Here is a 20,263-nt window from a genome sequence, read left to right as displayed (position 1 = left end):
AGTGGAGGTGTAGAAAGGATGCTAGCAATGTCTGAAATTCATTGTATCAAATTCTTAAGAAACAACAAAGGTCTTTCTATTTCTGAAATACAGCGTACACTAAAAATTAATTGGAGAACGGCTAAAAAATATGCAGACGAGGATCAAATACCTGAACAAAAAAGAAAAATGGGGTGAAATTGTTTCAGCTTGGCTATTTGAAGACTCTAAGTTAAGAAAGAAATTAAGAAGGACAAAAAAGAAAATTTTCCGTGATTTAGTAGAATTGGGCTTCAAGAGTGGCAACACTCTGCATTTTTCTGTGTAATGCACCCCTTTGTCAAGACACAAATTGATAATGTTTAAGTTATCCATTCTCTCCTTTCGCTATGAATGTGGTGCGTGTGCAAAAAAGGCTTGACATGGAGCCTCTACGGGCACGATTTTTTGCGCTGGAGCGATGGACAGATAACATCGCATGGCTAAAACAGCCTATCATGCCCGTCTCTCCATATAAAGCCTCTCATCACGTTCGATGGTTAGGATGCTTGAGCCATCTTAGGTTGCTTGTACACTGTTGCTGACGTCAAATAGTCCAAGGATTGGTGAGGTCGGTCTGTATTATAGAACGTAACATAGCGTCGAATGCCTTTTCGCAACTCTTTAGGATTCTCGAATTCATTGAGATAGATACATTCATACTTTAAAGCTCTAAAGAATCGTTCCGTACGACTATTGTCTGTTGCTCGTCCTTTGCCATCCATTGATACCTGAATGCCATACTCTTTCAACAGCCCGAGATAGTCAGCGTTTGTAAAATGGCTGCCCTGGTCACTATTGATGATGGCCGGCTTACCATGACGCAATGCCCGCTTCAGACAGTCGATGACAAATCCTTTCTCCAGCGTACTAGATAACTCGTCATCGATCACTTTGCGGCTGAACCAGTCGATGATGGTAAACAGGTACATAAAGCCCCGTCCCATACGAAGGTAGGTGATATCCACTCCCCATACATGGTTCGGACGGGTGATCTCCCATCCACGGAGCAGGTAAGGCCGGCAGTACTTGGCATATAGCCTCTTACTAAGGTTGGGTTTAGGGTAAATAGCTTGTATACCCATAAGGCGCATGAGACGGCGTACGCGTTTATGATTCACATCAAATCCTTTCTCACGAAGTTTCGCAGTCATGCGCCTGTAGCCAAAGTAGGGATGAGCTGTATTAAAGCATATCCATTTCGTGCATGAGCATGATGTTTTCTGAGCTTTCTGTTTGCCCCTTTGATTGGCGATACACGCTAGTACGATGAATACCTAATAACTGTGCCTGACGCTTGATGCTGATCGATGGGTGATTGAATTCGACCATAGCCTTTCGTTCGTCAACAGACTTATTTGAGCCCAGATTTTTTTTCAGCCAGTCAACTTCAACCGTTAACTGACCTACCAATTTCTCTAAATTTTCTTGTTTGGCCTCATATTCTTTACGGATTTTATCCACTTCGCTTGAGCCTTTTTCAAAGACCATCGAGGATCGTTCTAGAAATTCTGCTTTCCAACGACTGACCATGACTGGGCTTAATTCATATTTGGCGGCTATTTCATTGACGGTTTGCTCTTCACGCAACACCTCAAGAACCACCTTAGCTTTAAATTCTGCGGTATATCGGTTTCTTTTTTTCATGGTATCATTATAACTTATTTATCACGCTCATGTGTCTCACCTTATGGGAGCACTTTTCTATTGCAAAATACAAATATGAACCTTTATCAATAAAAACTGTAATTAAAACTTAATCCAAGAGTGCATGCGAATTTTCCTCAGATGACTTGGTCATCCTTACCATACTAGAACATTTGCTTTTTTGGTACCCTCTATGTTCTACATACACATCTATCTTAAAAGCAAAAAATTATAAATTATTGAACGTGTTGCAAAACGCATAACGGGTGCATAAAAGGACGCAAAAAATCCACCGTCTTGGAAATCATATACAGTGACCAAAAACACATTTCCAAGGGGTGGACACTATCATGATTTCCAATTTTGTTATCGAACATGCACTGAATAGCGAAATGGATCCTCTTTTACAGGCTTTATTTCAATACATCGACCAACTTTCTTTACCAGAAACACCTTATATAACCGGGCGACCACCGATTTCGAAAAAATCATTGTTAAAATGTTTCTTTTTAAAAACCTATTTTTCCATTGATTCTTTACGTCAGTTAGTGGAAACACTCGATCGATTTGGCTACTTCCGGCGTATTTGTGGACTCAAAGAGGTTCCACATCTTTCTACGTTTTCACGTGCAGGTAAGTGGTTTCGAGAACAAGGATTTTCCACATTTAATGCTCGACTTCTAAAAGATTTAGGTGTTCGGTATCCCAAAATTGTCATCATCGACAGTACGGCACTCCGAAGCAGTTTTTATGATTCTCAAGCGAGATGGGGGATTTCGACTCGGTATAACTGGTTCAAAGGATATAAGTTGCACCTTTGTACAACCACAGAAGGAATCGTCCTATCCCATGTCTTCACGACTGCGAATCGAAATGATGCAGCCGTTGCGCTCGAATTATTTCCATCTTTAAAGGAATGGAAGATTGAATTTGCCCTTGGAGATGCCGCCTATGACAGCGAAAAAGTCCGTCAAATAGCCGAACAGACAGGAATTTTTTTCGTTTCACCTATTAATCCTCGAAATAGCGATGAACGAAAAGATGCCTATGGTCGGATGATTCGTTCGTTTTTGAAAACAGAATTCGGAAAGTGGTTGTTTGGTTTTCGCAACTCGATTGAGCAGACATTTAATCAGTTAAAGAATGACGGATTAGAACAGCCGCGTTGGTATGGGTTTCATCGCTATTTACTGCATGTACAATTATGCATTCTTATGCACAATTTTGAGTTTTTACTCTAGTTTTGCAACACCTTCAATTATTATAAATATCCTTGAAAATACCATATTTCTATTATATACTATTTTTAGAAAAATAATATAAAAGGAGATGGTAAAATGCTCAAAAGAGTCGCAACTCTCATTGGTGTTTTTAGCATAATTTTCGCAGCGGTTGCTTTTGCTGCAAGTGACAGTTACGATGGTTATTTTACTACCTCCGTTATGACAATCGGGTCACTGAATGTATCGGATGGAAGCATTTCTATTAGCCACTCTCAACAGTATACTTTAGGAAGAACTGTTTCCATAGATGCTTACCGTAAAGGCTTGCTTGGTTATAGTAAAGAGAAGACTGTTAGTAGAGTATCTTCTGATGTAACTAATAAATCGTTAAGCACAAGTGGTCTTCCAGATGGTAGCTACAAGTTAAAATTTGTCGAAATAAGTGGCAACTGCATAGGATGTAGAGAAATCCATGTTTGGGGTTCTTGGAGCAATTGATATAAGCAATGAATAGATATATTAAAAAAAGAGATAGTTTTTCTATCTCTTTTTTTAAGAGGTGAGAACAATGACGGTTAAAATTTTAAAACAAATTGGTATTCTTTTAGCATGTTTGATCACTTCTCAATTAATCATGTATTACTTTGTAGATGATTATATTATTAATGTGGCTTCCAGCCCGATTATTTTTATTTCAGGTAGATTAATACTAGCGACTGTATTATGGATCGTTATGAACCTATTACTCGGAGCTAGAAAATCAAACTTTAGTATAAAAAACTATCGAATACAATTCGTTTCTTTTTATATTATTTATTTAGTATTTTTAGTATCGATTTTATTTTTCAAGGATGGGGTTTACCATCGTCAATATAACTTCATTCCACTGTCAGACCTTTTTAAACACCAAAATGTGAATAATAACATTTTCATCATCAATATTATTTCTAATATATTTATGTTTATCCCGTTAGGTATAGTTGCATTGTTATTTATTAAAAATAAGCTATTTAATTATTTACAAGTATTTTTATATACAAGTTTATTTATTGAGTTAATACAGTTTATTTTCAAAAGAGGAATATTTGATATTGATGATATCATTCTAAATACCATAGGAGGATTCATCGGCGTTTATTTAACCCAAAAGTTTTTATTAAAAACAAAAACTCAATCTAAAAACTAGTGACTAGTATAAATTAGTACATTATTTCAGACTAACTTTTTTAAATTATTTTGGTCCATGTTCTGAAATAATGTACCATTTTTTTGCAGATTATTTTAGATTTTTCGATTTTCCTCAGGTTCTTTGCACGTTTTTCCGGTCGTTTTTCAGTGAATTTTTCGCCATCTTCGAAAAAAATGGAGCCCTCCGTAGAAAGAGCTCCGATCGCTTATATAGAGATGATGTTGTTCTGCCGCCATTCGAACGATTTCTTCATCTATCTGTTTTTTTATTTGGTATCAATACAAAAGGCAAGCCATGGCTAAGGTATTGATTACTCTTGACCATCCTTGAGATTGTAAATGATAGATTCTAGTGCTACGGGAGTAAAAATCGGAAGCTTCACCCCCTCCATTTCCATTCGCTGTTCCATATGTTCTATATATGGATCAACTTCTTCTTTCATCAATGGCCTCCATTTGATATCGCATAATGATACGTTGATTGAACGGCCGATGCTGGTTGAGCCGAAGCCGCGTTTGTAAATGCGGAAGGCAAGCTAAAATCAAGACAAATGGATTCATGGAATCCATTTGAAAATTAAGCAAAATTACAAGATTTTGCAGAAAGGCACCTTTAGACAGACTCATCTCATACAAAAGCAAGACAGTAATGATTCCTCGTTCGGTGTACAATCGTTTGATTCCTTGCTGAATTTGATAAAACAAATCGACCTTCAGGTATTTTAGCTCTTCTCCCAATCCAAGAACAAACCCTCGGTAAAAATCCATCACTCCCCCCTATGGAAAGAGGAAAATAGACGACATGATATAACGGATTCAAAGACTCTTTAAATGCTCGTAAAGTAAACATTTTTCCAGCTCCTAGTTCGCCAATCAAACAACCAAAATACCGTTAACGATGTTGTTCTCTAAAAACAATTTTAAGGCTAGGTTGGATGGTTAATTCTATAATATTTTCATATCTATCGCTTTCACCGTGAAATAAACGAATTTTTGCATGATGCTTTTTATCTTCTATTATTTCTAATTTTCTAACGGACAGTAATTCAAAGTAGGAAACTGTCTCTTTTGTTTCCCTATCCTTAACAATTAAAGTAAACTCGTTATAAAAGGGAGAAAGGGTTATCTCAAGCAATTCTTTGTCATTTTCTAAAACAAAAGTCGATGTGTCGTAATAAAAAGGTTCTGTTTCATCTTTCCTCTTAGCTATGGATCCAAAAACAGAAATTAAATCTAATTCTTCTGGAAGCCGCATGATTCCCCTCTCTCCTCTCTATCAATTTAAGCAAAAGCATTCTTGTCATGAAAGATCTTATTACTCCTTCTTTGTCAAACCGATCCTAATTAGTTTGACAAGACAATCACCGTTCGATTTTATTAAAGTGAAAACAAGATCGTGAGCGCAAGAACTGTTATCGGACATTTTTCTTAGAAAGCAACAAGTCGACATACTCCAATGCTTTCTGTATGAATGGTGTTGGCATCTTTTTTGTGTACTCGATGGTGTTGCAAAACTAGAGTAAAAACTCGAAATTATGCATAAGGATGCAACATAACACATGCAGTAAATATCGATGAAATCCATACCATCGGGGTTGCTCCACCCCATTACTCTTTAGCTCGTTAAATACCCGTTCAATCTCGCGGCGAAGCCCAAACAGCCATTGGCCAAACCTCGTTTTCAAAAAGACAGGAAGAACCCGGCCATAGGCATCTTTTCGTTCCTTGCTATTGCGGCGGTTGATGGGGGAAATGAATAAGATTCCTGCTTGCTCAGCAGTTTGTCGAACCTTTTCGCTGTCATACGCGGCATCCCCTAACACGAACTCCATCTCCCATTGCCCCAAAGAAGCAAGCCATTCTGGTGCCACTGCCGCATCATTCCGGTTCGCTGTGGTCAACACGTGAGATAAGATGATTCCCTCGGTAGTGGTACAGAGATGGAGTTTATATCCTTTAAACCAGTGGTATCGGGTGGACACTCCCCACTTTGCCTGTGAATCGTAAAGACTGCTTCGAAGGGCCGTGCTGTCGATCAGCACGATTTGGGGATACCGTACTTCTAGATCTTGGAGCAGCTGTGCGTGAAAAACAGGAAATCCCTGTTCCCGAAACCACTTTGCCGCACGGGAAAACGTAGACAGATGTGGAACTTCACTAAGCCCGCAAGCCCGCTGAAAACAGCGAAAACGCTGCAGAATGCGTACTAATTTTCGCAAGGAATCAATGGAAAAATAGGTTTTCAAATAGAAACATTTCAATAAAGATTTTTTCGACACCGGCGGTCTTCCTGTCACATACGGTGTCTCCGGCAACGAGAGAGAGTCAATATATCGAAATAAGGATGCTAAAAGTGGATCCATTTCATAAGACCATGCATGTTCGTTGTTTAAATTGGAAATCATGATCGTGTCCACCCCTTGGTAGTTGGTTTTGGTCACTGTATATGATTTCCAAGGTGGTGGATTTTTTATGTGCATTTATGCATCCATTATGCGTTTTGCAACACGTTCTACTCGTTTAATGAATTTCGTAGCTTCACCTATAGGAGGAACATTACGCTCATAAAAATGTGGAAAAACAAGCAAGCGACGCGAATTCTCATATATTGACGAACAGATATTTATAAAAGAAGCGATCAGGTTTCAATTCCTCATAGTTAAGATAAAAACATATTCTCATCTACGAAACTATTCGCACAGAAGAAGTTTCAATTCCTCATAGTTAAGATAAAAACCAACCCCTCTTTTTGCTCTTCTTGTAATTGCTTTAAGTTTCAATTCCTCATAGTTAAGATAAAAACCGGGTTTCCCTTTTCTCGAAAGTTGCAGCATGGTTTGTTTCAATTCCTCATAGTTAAGATAAAAACTTCGCCACAACTCCTGAAGAAGCGATAATGTTCTTTGTTTCAATTCCTCATAGTTAAGATAAAAACATCTGTCATCTTTGCAGATTGCAATTTCTTATAGATGTTTCAATTCCTCATAGTTAAGATAAAAACTCAGAAGGTTAACACCTTCTGAGGTGGGAAACAAAAAGTTTCAATTCCTCATAGTTAAGATAAAAACTAAAAAGTCCCTTAGGCTGCAAGCGTTCAGAAGGTGTTTCAATTCCTCATAGTTAAGATAAAAACCCCCAAAAATAATGATGAAATCAGCATTTGGAAAATTGATACAATGTCATTATATGATGCTAGACTAAATAGTGGACACCGAGAATTGAGAATGCGACAATAAACCTAACAAAATCGAGGTGTCCGAAGATGAGTCAGAAATACGACAAAGAGTTCAAAATCCAAACCGTGAAAATGATTCAAGAACAGGGGAAGCCAGTGGCGCAGGTCGCCCGGGAATTGGGCGTATCCGACAATACCCTGTACCGCTGGATCAACGAATTCAAACAAGATCCGACCAATGCGTTTCGCGGCAGCGGCAACCTGAAAATCGAGGAAAAGACCTTTCTGGACATGCAGAAACGAATCCGCCAACTCGAGATGGAGAACGAGATTTTAAAAAAGGCGATGCACATCTTCGCAAAAGACCGGAACTGATCTTTGCGTTTATCCACAAACACCGCTCCAAGTATCCGGTATCGGAGATGTGCAGGGTTTTGAACGTATCTCGGAGTGGTTATTATCAATGGACCAGGCGTCAGGAAAGCGAGCGAAAGAAACGTCGCAGAGAACTGGAACAACAGATTAGCCGTATCTTTGTGGATTCGCGTCGCCTGTACGGCAGCCCGAAGATCGCTCAAGTCCTGCGCCAGCAAGGTGTTCGGGTATCCGAGAAAACGGTCGCCCGCATCATGAAGCAACTGGGACTCAAGTCGCGCACCGTCAAGAAATACAAGGCGACGACGAACTCGAACCACAATCTGCCGGTGCATGACAATGTGCTGAACCAGCAGTTCACAGCACAAGCTCCCAATCAAGTCTGGATGGCGGATATCACTTATGTTTCGACAGACGAGGGATGGCTCTATGTCGCGAGCGTGATGGACTTGTACACGCGCAAAATCGTAGGCTGGCACGCCGATGAGCGAATGACCAAGGAATTGGTCCTGCAAGCTCTGGATCAGGCTTACAACCGTCAACGGCCGAAAGGCGAAGTCCTGCATCATTCCGATCGCGGCAGCCAATACGCATCTCATGAGTACCAAAAACGGCTCTTGAAATACGGGATGAAATGCAGCATGAGCCGCAAGGGCAACTGCTATGACAACGCCTGCATCGAATCGTTCCACAGCGCGCTCAAAAAGGAACTCGTCTATTTGGAGAAGTTCAGAACCCGCAAGGAAGCCCGAAGTCGGATTTTTGAATACATCGAGTTTTTCTACAACCGGAAACGCGTTCATTCCGCTATCGGGTATCTTACACCTTTTCAACACGAACAAATGTACGGCCAAATTGCGTAATTTTCTCGATTCTGGCTGTCCAATCTATTGACAGAGGTCCATTTTTGAACTTTTACAGGCGTTTGAATATGGATTTCAAAGTGAGTGATTTGATCCTCTACATGAGTGATTTCAACATCTTCTAACCCAAGCAGTTTTGTGATAAAATGAGAATGCATTTACGAAATCTCCTTTTTGATGTAGTCGCCAACTATCATTTTAAAGGGAGATCTTCGTAAGTGCTTTTATTTTGCCTGAAAAGTCTCTTAACCCCAACATTTAGTATAGAACCATTCTAAATAAAAACAGATACGTCGCTAATAAACTAGCAAACCATAAAAAAATCGTTATAATAGTACATAGAGAAAAACAAAACCGATGCACGTACTGCCATACGAGCATCGGTCATAGAAAGATAGGTGACTTTATGGACAAAGACACCATTCAGACAATCTGCGCAATCTTAACAGTGGTGCTCGAATTGGTCCAGATCGCACTACGTTAATGGCAGACTGTCACAAAACATAAGATTCTATTTCAGAAGCGTTAGGTCTGTGCTGCCACACATTCTAGCGCTTTTTTATTACTCTAAAAGTTTGAAAACATCGAATCGTTTTAAATCAATTTGAGTTTAATAAATGTTCAAAAAAGAGAAATTAACTTCTCATTTCAAACTAAAAAAAGTCGGAAATACCAAGAATCCGTTCACTTAAAGTTTACCATAAGTGTTGCTAAATGCAACAAAAACATACCGAAAAAGAACCGGAGAATACCCGAAAATACCCGAAAAGCCCCTTAAAATTAAAGAGATGCAAAAAGAAGCAACTCAACTTAATGTAACACACGTCCCCCAACAACAAAACTCAAATAAAAAGAAGCCCCGTTAGGCTATCCATCTAAACGAAGCGCCAAAGGCGCAGGCTATCGCTCATGATATAAGCGCACGCATCATTTTTGTTTTCGCGTTAAAGTGTTAAATCATTTCTTTAGCTGACTTATCCATTGGGTCGTAACACCTAGCATTTTCGCAAGTTCTTTGTTCGTTGCGTCTGGGTAAGCTTGATTAATTCGCATAGTTGTTCAATTGTATTGCTCGTAAAATAGAAAGCTTCATTATATCCCCCTATTGATGTTCAGTCCAATAAGCTACTGCCTATGTCATATATACAATAATACCACGTGAATATTCACTATTTATCCCATAGGATTGAATAGATTCCCCACAGATCGGATCCAGAGAGACAATACTATAAAGAAAACGTTTCAAGAACTTCATCGATCATATCATCATGAATCCCAATGTACCGTAAGGTAATGGACGGGGCCGAATGTCCAAAAATCTGCTGCAACATCGCAACATCCTTCGTCTGCTGGTAAAAGTGATATCCAAAGGTTTTTCGCATCGTGTGGGTCCCAATCGGGCCTTCTACACCACACGCTTTGGCTGCCTCATTAATAATTCTCCAAGCTGTTTCTCGACCAATCGGACGATTCCCTTTCCGAGACGGAAACAAATAATCGGAATCGGCCATTCCTCTGGTGTATTTCTCAATTTCCTGTTTTAACGCTGCTGTCATTTTGATTTTGCGGACATTGCCGGTCTTTTTTTCTTTGACACGCAAATGCTCCGTATATTTCACGTCCATGACGCGTAACGGCAGGATATCGCTAATCCGAAGCCCAGAATTAATCCCGAAGGTAAATAAAAAATAATCTCGATAGGATTGATGCAATAAATATTCTTTCATGGACCGAATTTTTTCAGGATCTCGAATCGGTTCAACAGCTTGTTGTCCTACTCGTTCTGCCACAAAAAATACCTCCAAAACGTTAGATTCAATACAACAAATATATTCTATATGTTACATTTAAACTCCTTCCGAAGTCGAGAAAAAGAAAAAACCCCTTATTATCAAGGGGTTTTACTAGTTTTATATGATGTTGATGAATGCAACATAATAACTATTATGTTGTATTTTTTTATTTTCCTACCATGCAATTTTATGTTAACTAGATTTGTATAAAATATTCATTGCCATAACATGAGCATTATTTAAATCAAAACTCTGTTCTGGTTTCAATCTTTATATTTGTTTTGTTCATAGGTGATTTCCCTGTTACAATCGACCTTTTAGTTCTTACTTGAAATTCCCAATTAAAATGATGATCAGGATATGTTATCAATAAAACAATATCTTGATCCTTGAATTCCTTCTTCAAGGTGTATTCCAAGTGCATTTTTGAAAATATTAGTGCACCAAGATATAAACCAATTATTGATAATGAAGTTATAACAATAATAGTTTTTTTCTTATAAAAGAAAAGAAGGGTGAATGAAGTTATAAGAATTACAATAAAAAGTAAATCTATTTTATTGATTAGAGTATAATCAAAAGCATCTTTAATAAAAGGGTAAAATAATTCAACTCCATTATCAATAAAATCAAGAAGAAGATGTCCAAATAAAATAATCAGAGAAAAAACCAGCCAGACTTTACTCAATTTATTATCATTATTTAATTGAACATAAATAAATGAAAAAATTAAACCTAATATCGGAACTAGCCATAAAGAGTGGCTCGAAAGGATGCCCATGATTTTCAATATATCTGGTGAAATTACAACTAAACTACTAAATAACAGGATAAATAGTTTTTTCTTAAAAAAATCATTATCTTTTACCAATGTAAAAATGGCTATTATACTACCTACAAGTATATGCGGTAAGGTTGCGAGAACTAGATTTACCCCCATCGCTAAATATTCCATTATCCATCAACCCTTTAGTTATCTTTTATAACTTTTTGAAATTCTACTAATGAATCTTCTGGAGAGATATTTCCTCTAATACTATCGTACATTAATGTTATTCCTGGAAAAATTATTTTGTTTCCATAATTAGTATAAGAAAATTTAAGCTTTTCCGGATAAAAAATATCTAATTTATAATCCTTTTGATTATAAATATCCTCAAGTTTCTTTGTAATATGAATTGGAAGATTGACACTTTCGGAAGTGTATGCACTGTTTACAAAATGATCTGTATAAAACATATTAATTAATCCAGTTGAGATATTATAATTAGGAGTATTGTAAGGTACAACTGCAACATTATCAACCATTCCATAAAAAGAGTGACCTTCAAAACGAGGTGAAGAAACCACATTATAACGGAATTTTTTAGCACCTAACAAATTCCCTTGTTCCATTTGTTTAAGTAAATCATCAAATAATGTACTGGTATCAACCCATTCCATAGCAATGTTACCCCTTAAAAATTCTGCACCATCATAAACATTCATTGAATAATGTTTGTAATTATCAATAAATTTAACCCATTCATCCTTCAATCTTTTTTGAGAAGAACCAGAACTATCTAAATAAATTTCTAAAGGTGCTATGTACTTTAAAAACTCATTGAATGCTAAAGGAGGAAAATTACTTCCATAAGTAAGCGGCGTTATGGCCCCATTAGATTTTTTTTCTATCATTTCACTCAGTTTATATATATTATCCCAATCTTCAGTTTGAGATGGTTCTTTAATATTTAATCTTTTAAAAATATCTCGGTTATAAATTAAACAATACCCTCGAAAATCTATTGGGATAAAATATGTTTCTCCAGGATTATTTCCGGGTACACTTTCTGAATAGTTACTAAGAATACTATATCGTTTTATCAATGGTTTTATAGAAGAATGTATATTTCTTAATAATCCTTCTTTACTTAAAGAAAATGCTAGGTCTTCATCAATTTCCACAATAATATGATATGTATCATCCTTTAGTTTCTCTTTTATTCTATTTATCAGCTCTTGTTCATTGCGTATATCGTTTTGTTGGTCCAGTACTGCATCAAATGATATATTATAGTCTGGATATATCTGTTTAATATTGTCTGTATATGCTTCCTCTGCTTCCTCTGTTAATTTATGAAGAGAAAGAACTTTTATAACATTAATTCCATTATTTGTTTTATCATTAAAAATTTGTTTATTAAATAAAAAAATACTTATCAACAAAAGGAAAGTAAATGTGATAATTAGGTATATTGAACTCTTTTTCATAACCTTTCTCCTGCATAGAATTCATAAGGAGAGAGTACAAGAATTATACATATTTATAAATAATAACTTATAGAATTATTTAGTGGTATAGGTATATGTACCACTAGACGTAATAGGTTCTCTTCCTCCGAAAAAGCCTGTAGGATTTAAATTATCCATTCTTAAGTAAGCATAAGATGTAAAGTCTTTAAATGTTCTTTTAAAGGAGCCAGTACCTTCTTGAGTGAAGTATGTAATAATTACATCATCTGCAGGCTCACTTCCCCTAGAAACCATAGAATACTTCGCCTTGGTATCTCCTGCCTCATCTGAATTCTGTTTTCCAGCTATACTAGAAGTGCCTTTAACATAGAATCCTGAATTAGTATAAATTAAATGTTCATAAGTAGCTTGGAAATTATATGAAGCAGCCATGGCATTTGTTGTAGTAATCCCCGTTAGTAATACAGCTACAGCAAAGGTTTTAATAATAAACTTTTTCAATTCTAGTAACCTCCCTATCTTGTACCCTCTCTCCAATTTATTACTATACAACAAAAAAAGTAAATATTCAAGTTTTTTTGTAAAATATACACAAAAAACATTTTATGTATATTTTTACTTTGATGTTTTTTCCTATGATGCATGTCCTGTCTAGCTTGCTCAATTTCCTTCATAATCGTATCGAAAATGGTGACTCCAGCTTCAAGTGTTGTAGTTTGTTTTTGAAGTTCTGAAACTTTTTCTCTACATTCCACTAAATAGAAAACCAGGACATTGGATCATCCATCTCCCTGGTTTTTCCTTCATTTTTATCCCATTGCTGATGTTGGGGGTTCATATATATCGATGTACTTTCCTTTCGATACTTCCACCAGCCATCCCTTGTACTTGGTGGAGTAGTCGCAGCGTACAAACCGATATGGGGCCACGGACGGCAAAAACGTTTCGTTTAGGACTACACACACCTCTTCAATATCTAAATCTTTGGGAATATCGGTGACCACATACACCTTATAATGACTACGGTGATACGCATGATATCCTTCTCGTAGGCACTTCCATTGTCCACCTCCCCCTTGTGCTTTGCGTCTCCACGCACCAACTGCTTCTCGTAGCCGTTTTTTCTCGGACTCTAATTCAGATTTCAATGCGGCTAAGTCCTTCTTGAGCCAATGATTTTCGATTATCAAGGTTTCGATCTTCTTATCCTTTTCCTGCAGTTGTTCCCTAAGCTGCATCCATTCTCTCTGATTTTCCATGTGTTACTCCCCTTTTACTGATGCTAGACTAAATAGTGGACACCGAGAATCGAGAATGCGACAATAAATCTAGCAAAATCGAGGTGTCCGAAGATGAGTCAGAAATATGACAAAGAGTTCAAAATCCAAACCGTAAAAATGATTCAGGAACAGGGGAAGCCGGTGGCGCAGGTCGCCCGAGAATTGGGCGTATCCGACAATACTCTGTACCGCTGGATCAACGAATTCAAACAGGATCCGGTCCATGCGTTTCGCGGCAGCGGCAACCTGAAAATCGAGGAAAAAACCCTTCTCGAAATGCAGAAACGAATCCGCCAACTCGAGATGGAGAACGAAATTTTAAAAAAGGCGATGCACATCTTCGCAAAAGACCGGAACGGATCTTTGCGTTTATCCACAAACACCGCTCCAAGTATCCGGTATCGGAGATGTGCAAGGTTTTGAACGTATCCCGGAGTGGTTATTATCAATGGACCAGGCGCCAGGAAAGCGAGCAAAAGAAACGTCGCCGAGAACTAGAACAACAGATTAGCCGTATCTTTGTGGACTCGCGTCGCCTGTACGGCAGCCCGAAGATCGCTCAAGTCTTGCGCCAGCAAGGTGTTCGGGTATCCGAAAAAACGGTCGCCCGCATCATGAAGGAACTGGGGCTTAAGTCGCGCACCGTCAAGACATACAAGACGACGACGAACTCGAACCACAATCTGCCAGTGCATGACAATGTGCTGAACCAGCAGTTCAGGGCACAAGCTCCCAATCAAGTCTGGATGGAGGACATCACTTACGTTCCGACAGACGAGGGATGGCTCTATGTCGCGAGCGTGATGGACTTGTACACGCGCAAAATCGTAGGCTGGCACGCCAATGAGCGAATGACCAAGGAATTGGTCCTGCAAGCTCTGGATCAGGCTTACAACCGTCAACGGCCGAAAGGCGAAGTCCTGCATCATTCCGATCGCGGCAGCCAATACGCATCTCATGAGTACCAAAAACGGCTCTTGAAATACGGGATGAAATGCAGCATGAGCCGCAAGGGCAACTGCTATGACAATGCCTGCATCGAATCGTTCCACAGCGTGCTCAAAAAGGAACTCGTCTATCTGGAGAAGTTCAGAACCCGCAAGGAAGCCCAAAGTCGGATTTTTGAATACATCGAGTTTTTCTACAACCGGAAACGCGTACATTCCGCTATCGGGTATCTTACACCTTTTCAATACGAACGAATGTACGGTCAAATTGCGTAATTTTCTCGATTCTGGCTGTCCAATCTATTGACAGAGGTCCAATAAACTTATCTTAAAATTCGAGCAACATCTTCTTTTCTTTATCACAGTGGAAATGTTAGTTGTTAAAAATTTGTCGTCGATCCCCCAGGATTTTTACACGATTGGAGGTCGACGACTTTTTTTATCCAGTACGATCTTCAATAATTAGCAATTATTAGGGAACATAGCATATAAAATAATAAAAATAATAACCTATTCTCTCATAACTCATCCAGTAAAACCGCAAATTGTCTTAACCTGTGGACAATCAATCGAGAGAAATATTAGTGGCTTTAGATCTTATTGGAGATATCAAGATTCGGATTTTACAGACGATTTAACAATAGTAGTTGATGATAGTCAAAACAAAATTAAGGGTATTGTCCTAGGAAAACAGCTAGGATTTCTTAGAACGGGTGCAATTGGGGGATTGGCAATAAAATATTTATCTAATCCTAACATTGAAACTTTAGGGATAATAGGCACTGGACGACAAGCATTTTCACAATGTTATGCGGCTATGCATGTTAGAAAGTTTAAAGAAATAATTATATATTCGAGAAAAAAGAACAACATTGAAGTGCTCTTGCATAGGATGTGACCGTCAAGTAAAATTGAACACTTTTTGATCATTAATTTTGAACAGTTTCATCACTAAAAATGGAAATTCTGTGCTTCATTCGATAGCTGTCTCCATTTAAATGAATCACTTCGGCACGATGGATGATTCTGTCTAATACAGCTGTGGTGATAGCCGGATCACCGAGTAATTCTCCCCACTCACTCGGCCCTTTATTGGATGTTAGGATAATCGACGATTGATTGTACAAGTCATTAATCAAATGAAAGAATAAATTCGCTTCTCGTTGATCCATCGCTATAAACATGAAGTCGTCGATAATCACTAAGTTCGATTCCCTCAGTCGTTGAAGACGAATTTGTGATTTCCGAGTCATTTCCTCCGTTTTTAACGCTTGAATCAACTCTCCCATCGTAATAAACGTCACTTTATACCCTTGATGAATCGCTTCAATCCCGAGTCCAATCGCCAAATGGGTTTTTCCGACACCTGGCGGTCCTAACAGAATCAAATTAAAGAGTTGGTCTAACCATGAGAGTTCTCGCAATTGGTGAAATTGTCTTTTCGTCAGTGATGGCTGTTCTTGTAGTTGAAACTCATCTAACGACTTGTAGTAGGGGAAAGACGCCCATTTCAAACGCCTCTCCCGCGTAATTTCTCCTCCCGACGATGTTGTTCATAACGTAACACATCGTATAAAAAACGTAGATATGTCACCTCATTCGTCTCTGCTTGTTTCACTAATATAGGCAGATGAGAAGCTGTTTCTGTCAAACGTAATACTCGTAATAACTCTTGTACATTCGTTAACTGGCTCATTTCGTTCTTCCCTCCAAAATCCCGATATATTCATTAACGTTTCTTACAGCTGGTTGTGCACAAAGGATAGAATGACTCTCCTTCTGCAATGATTGGATTCGGTTTACCTGAACGGCTTTGCCGGAAGTGTTCAATCGATGTTGCCGTTGTAAGTAACCGACCATATCTGTAAACTCTGAAGCACTATACAGCTGTAATTCGATGCACTTTTGTAGTGCTTGGCTGCAGAGGGACGCCGGAGAGTGAGCCAATTTTTTTTGAATGAGCTGCAATTGATCGCGTATATATCGCGGATAGGCTTTTCGTATGTGTTCTAGATATTCCTTTGCCACATCTGGTTGTTCAAACTGGTTGGCAACCCTTTTGATATAGGCATTGATGCCTTTCGTTCGATCTCGCAAATGGTTTCGGTTTTGAATCAGCTTTCCTTTGCCATGAGCGATCGTGTGCTTTCCTAAGTATTCCCCTGTTTCAGAATCGTAGATGAAGAGCTCCTGTTCCCTTTGTATGACAATTTGTACTGTTTTTCCAAACGGCATATAGGTTCCGCACGGAACCGTATATCGATTCGATTTGTACAGAATCGTATTGTCCTTTCTAACCGTTCTTGTTATACTGTTTGTGAGGTTTGGGTTTTGGACGTAGGTCACGTCCACTGATAGAGAGATCGGTCGTAAGTGTTGTTTTTCGAGTTCAAACACGTCGACTGGTCTCTTTTTTGTTGTGTTATGAACTCTCCCATTACCTGTTCGCCGTAACCATTCCCATCCTTGTTCATTCCACAGATCGAGATTCGTAAATATCCGATGTTTGGCAAAGTTGTGTTTGATAAATCCTATGACATTCTCAATTTTCCCTTTGCTTTCCGGGTCTGCCTTTCGACATACATGAAGAGTGAGGTTGCGCTGTCTTCGATAGGCTTCAAACTCGGCGGTAAGAATGAGGTCCCCGGCATTTTCACTAACCACAATCAGGTTATCCTGATCATAAACAAGTTCGTTTGGGATTCCACCAAACCATTGGAACGCATTCTCATGAGCTTGAATGACATCTCTCGTTGTAAAAGGACGATCCAGCCACTCCATGTATTTATAACGGCAGTGCGAAAGCACAAAGGCGATAAAATATAAATCGATATCCTTGCCTTGTTGATGTTTTACTTTCACTTTTCCAAAATCGACTTGCGCTTGGTGACCCATTGGTGGATCTGGCACTGCTTGATATGGGCGAATCGAGGGTTCCTTTGGGATTTTCCATTCCTCTCGTAAACTACGTACATAACTCCGAACCGTACTTTCTCCCACGCAAAGGTCAGGATAACGTTCCTCTAACCAGTCTTGTACCTGAGACGCTGATAAATCTGGATGCTTCTGAATCCAATGTAAAATAAGCTCTCGATAAGGGTCTAACTTTTTTCTTCGTTGCTTCGTAGAAGCTAACCATGTTGTCATGTCCTCAGGTGAACGCTTTAAATAGTTATATAATGTCGTTCTGGATATCTTTAATTTTTTAGCGACGGATGTTTTACTAAACCCTTGTTTTAAAAGTTGATAAATTTCCATATACATTTCCCACTTATCCACCTTTCAGTCCCTCCAACAGCTAGATAAAATCTCAACATCTATCATAGCTGTTAGGAGTAAAATTGGTAAATAAGTGTCCAATTTTATTTGGCGGAAACTGTCCACTTTATTTTAGCAGTTACACATGTGGCCGCTAAATAAAACTGAACAGAATTCGATTGATTAAATTGAACAGTTTTTTACCAGTTAGAAACGCGCACTTTACATAGAGTGGCGTACATGATAGCCTCGTTTCATGCGGCTGATTCTTGTTGTTGCTCGCTTTTTAGGAAATATCTTGTACGCAGAGGCTCCATGTCAAGTGATAGGGATTACGCTGGAATTTCCAGAAAAGTGTTCACTCTTATTTAGCGAAACTGTTCAATTTTTCTCGTCGGTTACACCTTTTTTCTTTTGGTCTAGCAAAATGCTTTACACAAAATTTTATACATCATCATTTTATCTAGCACCTCGGGTATATAAAAATAAATTTTGCTTCACAAGCACGAACAATATACTTATCCATATAATAAATTCAGTACCTGCTCTATCTTTTAAACCTTTACTAGTTTGATATAAAACTCTAGTGATTACCTTGACCCCATTTATTCCTCATTCAATAGGTTCATTGGGAAAGGAACCATCATGATCTTATATAATCTTGTTCCAGAGGATTTTCTAAGTTCCTGTTTAACTTCTCTTTGGTATTAGCGATAACTTGCTGATGCTCAAGTATTGCAACCGCTAGATCTAACATTTCTTTCATTAGAGCTTGATACTCTTCAAAACCCCAAGCTATCACTCCTTAAGAAAAAACACACGTTCGGATTTACTTCCATTTTACTCCATAACGTGTGTTTTTTAAACAGCTTTTTATCATGCATAATTAACAGGAGCGATAGTTAATCAAGACATACAAAAAGGACGATTTATTTTGGTCTTTTTCTGCAGTCTAAAAAATCAATATTAAAATTTAAACGAAGCCTTGTCTTTAGGGATTGGGCATGGTAGCCTTGTGTGGCGATGCCGATTTTGTAACCATCTGGATTCTCAGCAACAGAATCATGACTGCAGGAGCTCGATGCCAAATGCTTCACTCTCTCACTATTAAAGAAACAAGCATTTAGTTAGGATAGAATGAAAGTGCCAAAGATTTGACACAGATCCAAACCAACAACATCCTTTAGTTCAATCGTTTATTTAAACACGATTTAAATGCGTGTCCTTAAAATGTGTTGAATATTTTAATCCATAACCAATCATCCTATCCATTCCGATATGAGCAGACCATATTAAGCCTATCTCTAAAACCACTTCGCTTGATAACAGCACTCCTAAGATAACAGCTCCAATTGGTAAACTATATGTATGAAATAAATTATAAAGCACGGCACCAACTTTATTATTGAATAAATAACCAATCATTGATATATCTGGAACGAATAACAAAACGAAAAACAAAAGCCAACTAAATTGGTTATAAGAGTAAAAATAAAGACTCAACAATAGGATAGCTGCCCCTTCTAAGTGTAAAAGAATTTTATTCATACTATTCTCCCTTAATAACTGTAATTTAGCCATTTTGATAACAATCATGAGCATGTAAACCAGAACCTTTAAAATTATTTTATAGGAAATAGATGTATTTAGTGACAATCCACCCCTCATTTAAATATCTGGAATAATTTGAATAGTTTTCATTTTTATTTTTATTATAAAATTGTTTGAACGTCAACCAAAAACTGTTAAAATATAAAAAACAATGATGATGCTGCAAAGCTAGAGCAAATAGCCAAAATCATCATACAGAACTGACACATAACGATAATGCCGAAACTTCCTAGATCGTTTTTCATTAAACGTACAAACAAAGTGGATTGGTTTATGTGCATTTATATATCCATATACGTTGGGCAACACGTTCATTTTGTTTAAAGTGTGCCTGTCTAAAATACCACTATCGTTTACAAGAACAAAAGTCTCGAAACCTTCATTTCCTCCCCCTTTTTGAATTCCTAAAAAAATGAAAAAATAACCTCTTGCGGATATGATATCCGTAAGAGGTTATTTTTATCAAACTTGTACAATTACAAAAAAGTTGTTTAATTTTGAGGTTCAAAATATGCATAACACCGTTCAGAAATCCGAACGGTGTTAAAAAATAGTTGTTTAATTTTTAGATTAAATGTTCAAATTATTAAAACATCAGTAACAAAAAAGTTGTTTAATTATTTTAAAAGATATTCTAATTCCCCACTACC

General features: G+C 37.8%; 17 protein-coding genes, 2 pseudogenes and 1 CRISPR repeat array. Of the genes and pseudogenes, 7 read left to right on the top strand and 12 right to left on the bottom strand.

Annotated elements, in window-relative coordinates; all coding sequences use genetic code 11:
* The first annotated feature begins 27 nt into the window (after positions 1–27).
* Positions 28–177: a hypothetical protein gene (locus tag GRQ40_RS18875; RefSeq protein WP_370514180.1), complete on the top strand. Its 150-nt coding sequence runs from the start codon at positions 28–30 to the stop codon at positions 175–177.
* Positions 178–518: 341 nt separating this feature from the next.
* Here the strand turns inward: GRQ40_RS18875 and GRQ40_RS01185 are convergent.
* A protein-coding gene (locus GRQ40_RS01185) for an IS3 family transposase (protein ID WP_159719200.1) occupies positions 519–1,665 on the bottom strand; the annotation gives its coding sequence in 2 pieces (ribosomal slippage) (positions 519–1,205 and positions 1,207–1,665; 1,146 coding nt in all).
* Positions 1,666–2,015: 350 nt separating this feature from the next.
* On the opposite strand from GRQ40_RS01185, the gene GRQ40_RS01180 reads away from it, so the two are divergent.
* The 3 genes from GRQ40_RS01180 to GRQ40_RS01170 all read left to right on the top strand — a co-directional run bounded on the left by GRQ40_RS01180 (position 2,016) and on the right by GRQ40_RS01170 (position 4,074).
* Positions 2,016–2,906, top strand: coding sequence for a transposase (locus tag GRQ40_RS01180; protein ID WP_080862805.1), 891 nt, complete (start codon positions 2,016–2,018; stop codon positions 2,904–2,906).
* A 96-nt stretch (positions 2,907–3,002) separates the two neighbouring features.
* Entirely contained in the window at positions 3,003–3,386 is a 384-nt protein-coding gene (locus tag GRQ40_RS01175) for a hypothetical protein (RefSeq protein WP_159719199.1), read from the top strand.
* A gap of 70 nt (positions 3,387–3,456) precedes the next feature.
* The gene (locus GRQ40_RS01170) at positions 3,457–4,074 is read left to right on the top strand and encodes a VanZ family protein (RefSeq protein WP_159719198.1); all 618 of its coding nucleotides are present in this window, start codon (positions 3,457–3,459) and stop codon (positions 4,072–4,074) included.
* Between the two features lie 281 nt (positions 4,075–4,355).
* Here the strand turns inward: GRQ40_RS01170 and GRQ40_RS18870 are convergent.
* From GRQ40_RS18870 to GRQ40_RS01155, 3 genes and pseudogenes are all read right to left on the bottom strand, one after another.
* Positions 4,356–4,968 (bottom strand): annotated as a pseudogene (locus GRQ40_RS18870) (ExeA family protein); the annotation flags it as partial.
* Positions 4,969–5,331 (bottom strand): hypothetical protein, encoded by a 363-nt coding sequence (locus GRQ40_RS01160; RefSeq protein ID WP_159719197.1) that lies wholly within the window; start codon positions 5,329–5,331, stop codon positions 4,969–4,971.
* Between the two features lie 259 nt (positions 5,332–5,590).
* Entirely contained in the window at positions 5,591–6,481 is an 891-nt protein-coding gene (locus GRQ40_RS01155) for a transposase (protein WP_159719196.1), read from the bottom strand.
* A gap of 237 nt (positions 6,482–6,718) precedes the next feature.
* A CRISPR array of direct repeats spans positions 6,719–7,209; the repeat unit is 30 nt; unit sequence GTTTCAATTCCTCATAGTTAAGATAAAAAC.
* A 129-nt stretch (positions 7,210–7,338) separates the two neighbouring features.
* On the opposite strand from GRQ40_RS01155, the gene GRQ40_RS01150 reads away from it, so the two are divergent.
* A protein-coding gene (locus GRQ40_RS01150; protein ID WP_201295955.1) for an IS3 family transposase occupies positions 7,339–8,489 on the top strand; the annotation gives its coding sequence in 2 pieces (ribosomal slippage) (positions 7,339–7,594 and positions 7,594–8,489; 1,152 coding nt in all).
* Positions 8,490–9,715: 1,226 nt separating this feature from the next.
* Here GRQ40_RS01150 and GRQ40_RS01145 read toward each other — a convergent pair.
* The 5 genes from GRQ40_RS01145 to GRQ40_RS01125 form a co-directional block, all read right to left on the bottom strand.
* The gene (locus GRQ40_RS01145; RefSeq protein WP_159720693.1) at positions 9,716–10,216 is read right to left on the bottom strand and encodes a site-specific integrase; all 501 of its coding nucleotides are present in this window, start codon (positions 10,214–10,216) and stop codon (positions 9,716–9,718) included.
* Positions 10,217–10,526: 310 nt separating this feature from the next.
* The gene (locus tag GRQ40_RS01140; RefSeq protein WP_159719195.1) at positions 10,527–11,237 is read right to left on the bottom strand and encodes a metal-dependent hydrolase; all 711 of its coding nucleotides are present in this window, start codon (positions 11,235–11,237) and stop codon (positions 10,527–10,529) included.
* A gap of 14 nt (positions 11,238–11,251) precedes the next feature.
* Positions 11,252–12,535, bottom strand: a complete 1,284-nt coding sequence (locus GRQ40_RS01135; RefSeq protein WP_159719194.1) for an ABC transporter substrate-binding protein — start codon at positions 12,533–12,535, stop codon at positions 11,252–11,254.
* 75 nt (positions 12,536–12,610) lie between these two features.
* The gene (locus GRQ40_RS01130) at positions 12,611–13,018 is read right to left on the bottom strand and encodes a hypothetical protein (protein WP_159719193.1); all 408 of its coding nucleotides are present in this window, start codon (positions 13,016–13,018) and stop codon (positions 12,611–12,613) included.
* A gap of 308 nt (positions 13,019–13,326) precedes the next feature.
* Positions 13,327–13,776, bottom strand: coding sequence for a hypothetical protein (locus tag GRQ40_RS01125; protein ID WP_159719192.1), 450 nt, complete (start codon positions 13,774–13,776; stop codon positions 13,327–13,329).
* A gap of 93 nt (positions 13,777–13,869) precedes the next feature.
* Here GRQ40_RS01125 and GRQ40_RS01120 point away from each other — a divergent pair.
* Together GRQ40_RS01120 and GRQ40_RS18865 are read left to right on the top strand one after the other, a co-directional pair.
* A protein-coding gene (locus GRQ40_RS01120; protein WP_201295971.1) for an IS3 family transposase occupies positions 13,870–15,020 on the top strand; the annotation gives its coding sequence in 2 pieces (ribosomal slippage) (positions 13,870–14,125 and positions 14,125–15,020; 1,152 coding nt in all).
* A 205-nt stretch (positions 15,021–15,225) separates the two neighbouring features.
* The gene (locus tag GRQ40_RS18865) at positions 15,226–15,642 is read left to right on the top strand and encodes a hypothetical protein (protein ID WP_159720691.1); all 417 of its coding nucleotides are present in this window, start codon (positions 15,226–15,228) and stop codon (positions 15,640–15,642) included.
* Positions 15,643–15,673: 31 nt separating this feature from the next.
* Here GRQ40_RS18865 and istB read toward each other — a convergent pair.
* The 3 genes and pseudogenes from istB to GRQ40_RS01100 all read right to left on the bottom strand — a co-directional run bounded on the left by istB (position 15,674) and on the right by GRQ40_RS01100 (position 19,550).
* A pseudogene (istB, locus tag GRQ40_RS01110) lies at positions 15,674–16,440 on the bottom strand (IS21-like element helper ATPase IstB).
* On the bottom strand, positions 16,437–18,023 hold the full coding sequence (istA, locus tag GRQ40_RS01105; RefSeq protein WP_338079047.1) for an IS21 family transposase: 1,587 nt from the start codon (positions 18,021–18,023) through the stop codon (positions 16,437–16,439). Before istA ends, istB begins: the two are co-directional and overlap by 4 nt.
* A 1,179-nt stretch (positions 18,024–19,202) precedes the next feature.
* The gene (locus tag GRQ40_RS01100) at positions 19,203–19,550 is read right to left on the bottom strand and encodes a DUF4260 domain-containing protein (RefSeq protein ID WP_159719191.1); all 348 of its coding nucleotides are present in this window, start codon (positions 19,548–19,550) and stop codon (positions 19,203–19,205) included.
* Positions 19,551–20,263 lie beyond the last annotated feature (713 nt).

The sequence above is a fragment of the Anoxybacillus sp. PDR2 genome, from assembly GCF_009834045.1.
Taxonomy (GTDB): domain Bacteria; phylum Bacillota; class Bacilli; order Bacillales; family Anoxybacillaceae; genus Anoxybacteroides; species Anoxybacteroides rupiense.
The sequence above is the reverse complement of the archived record's forward strand: the minus strand, read 5'-3'. Positions and strand labels throughout refer to the sequence as shown.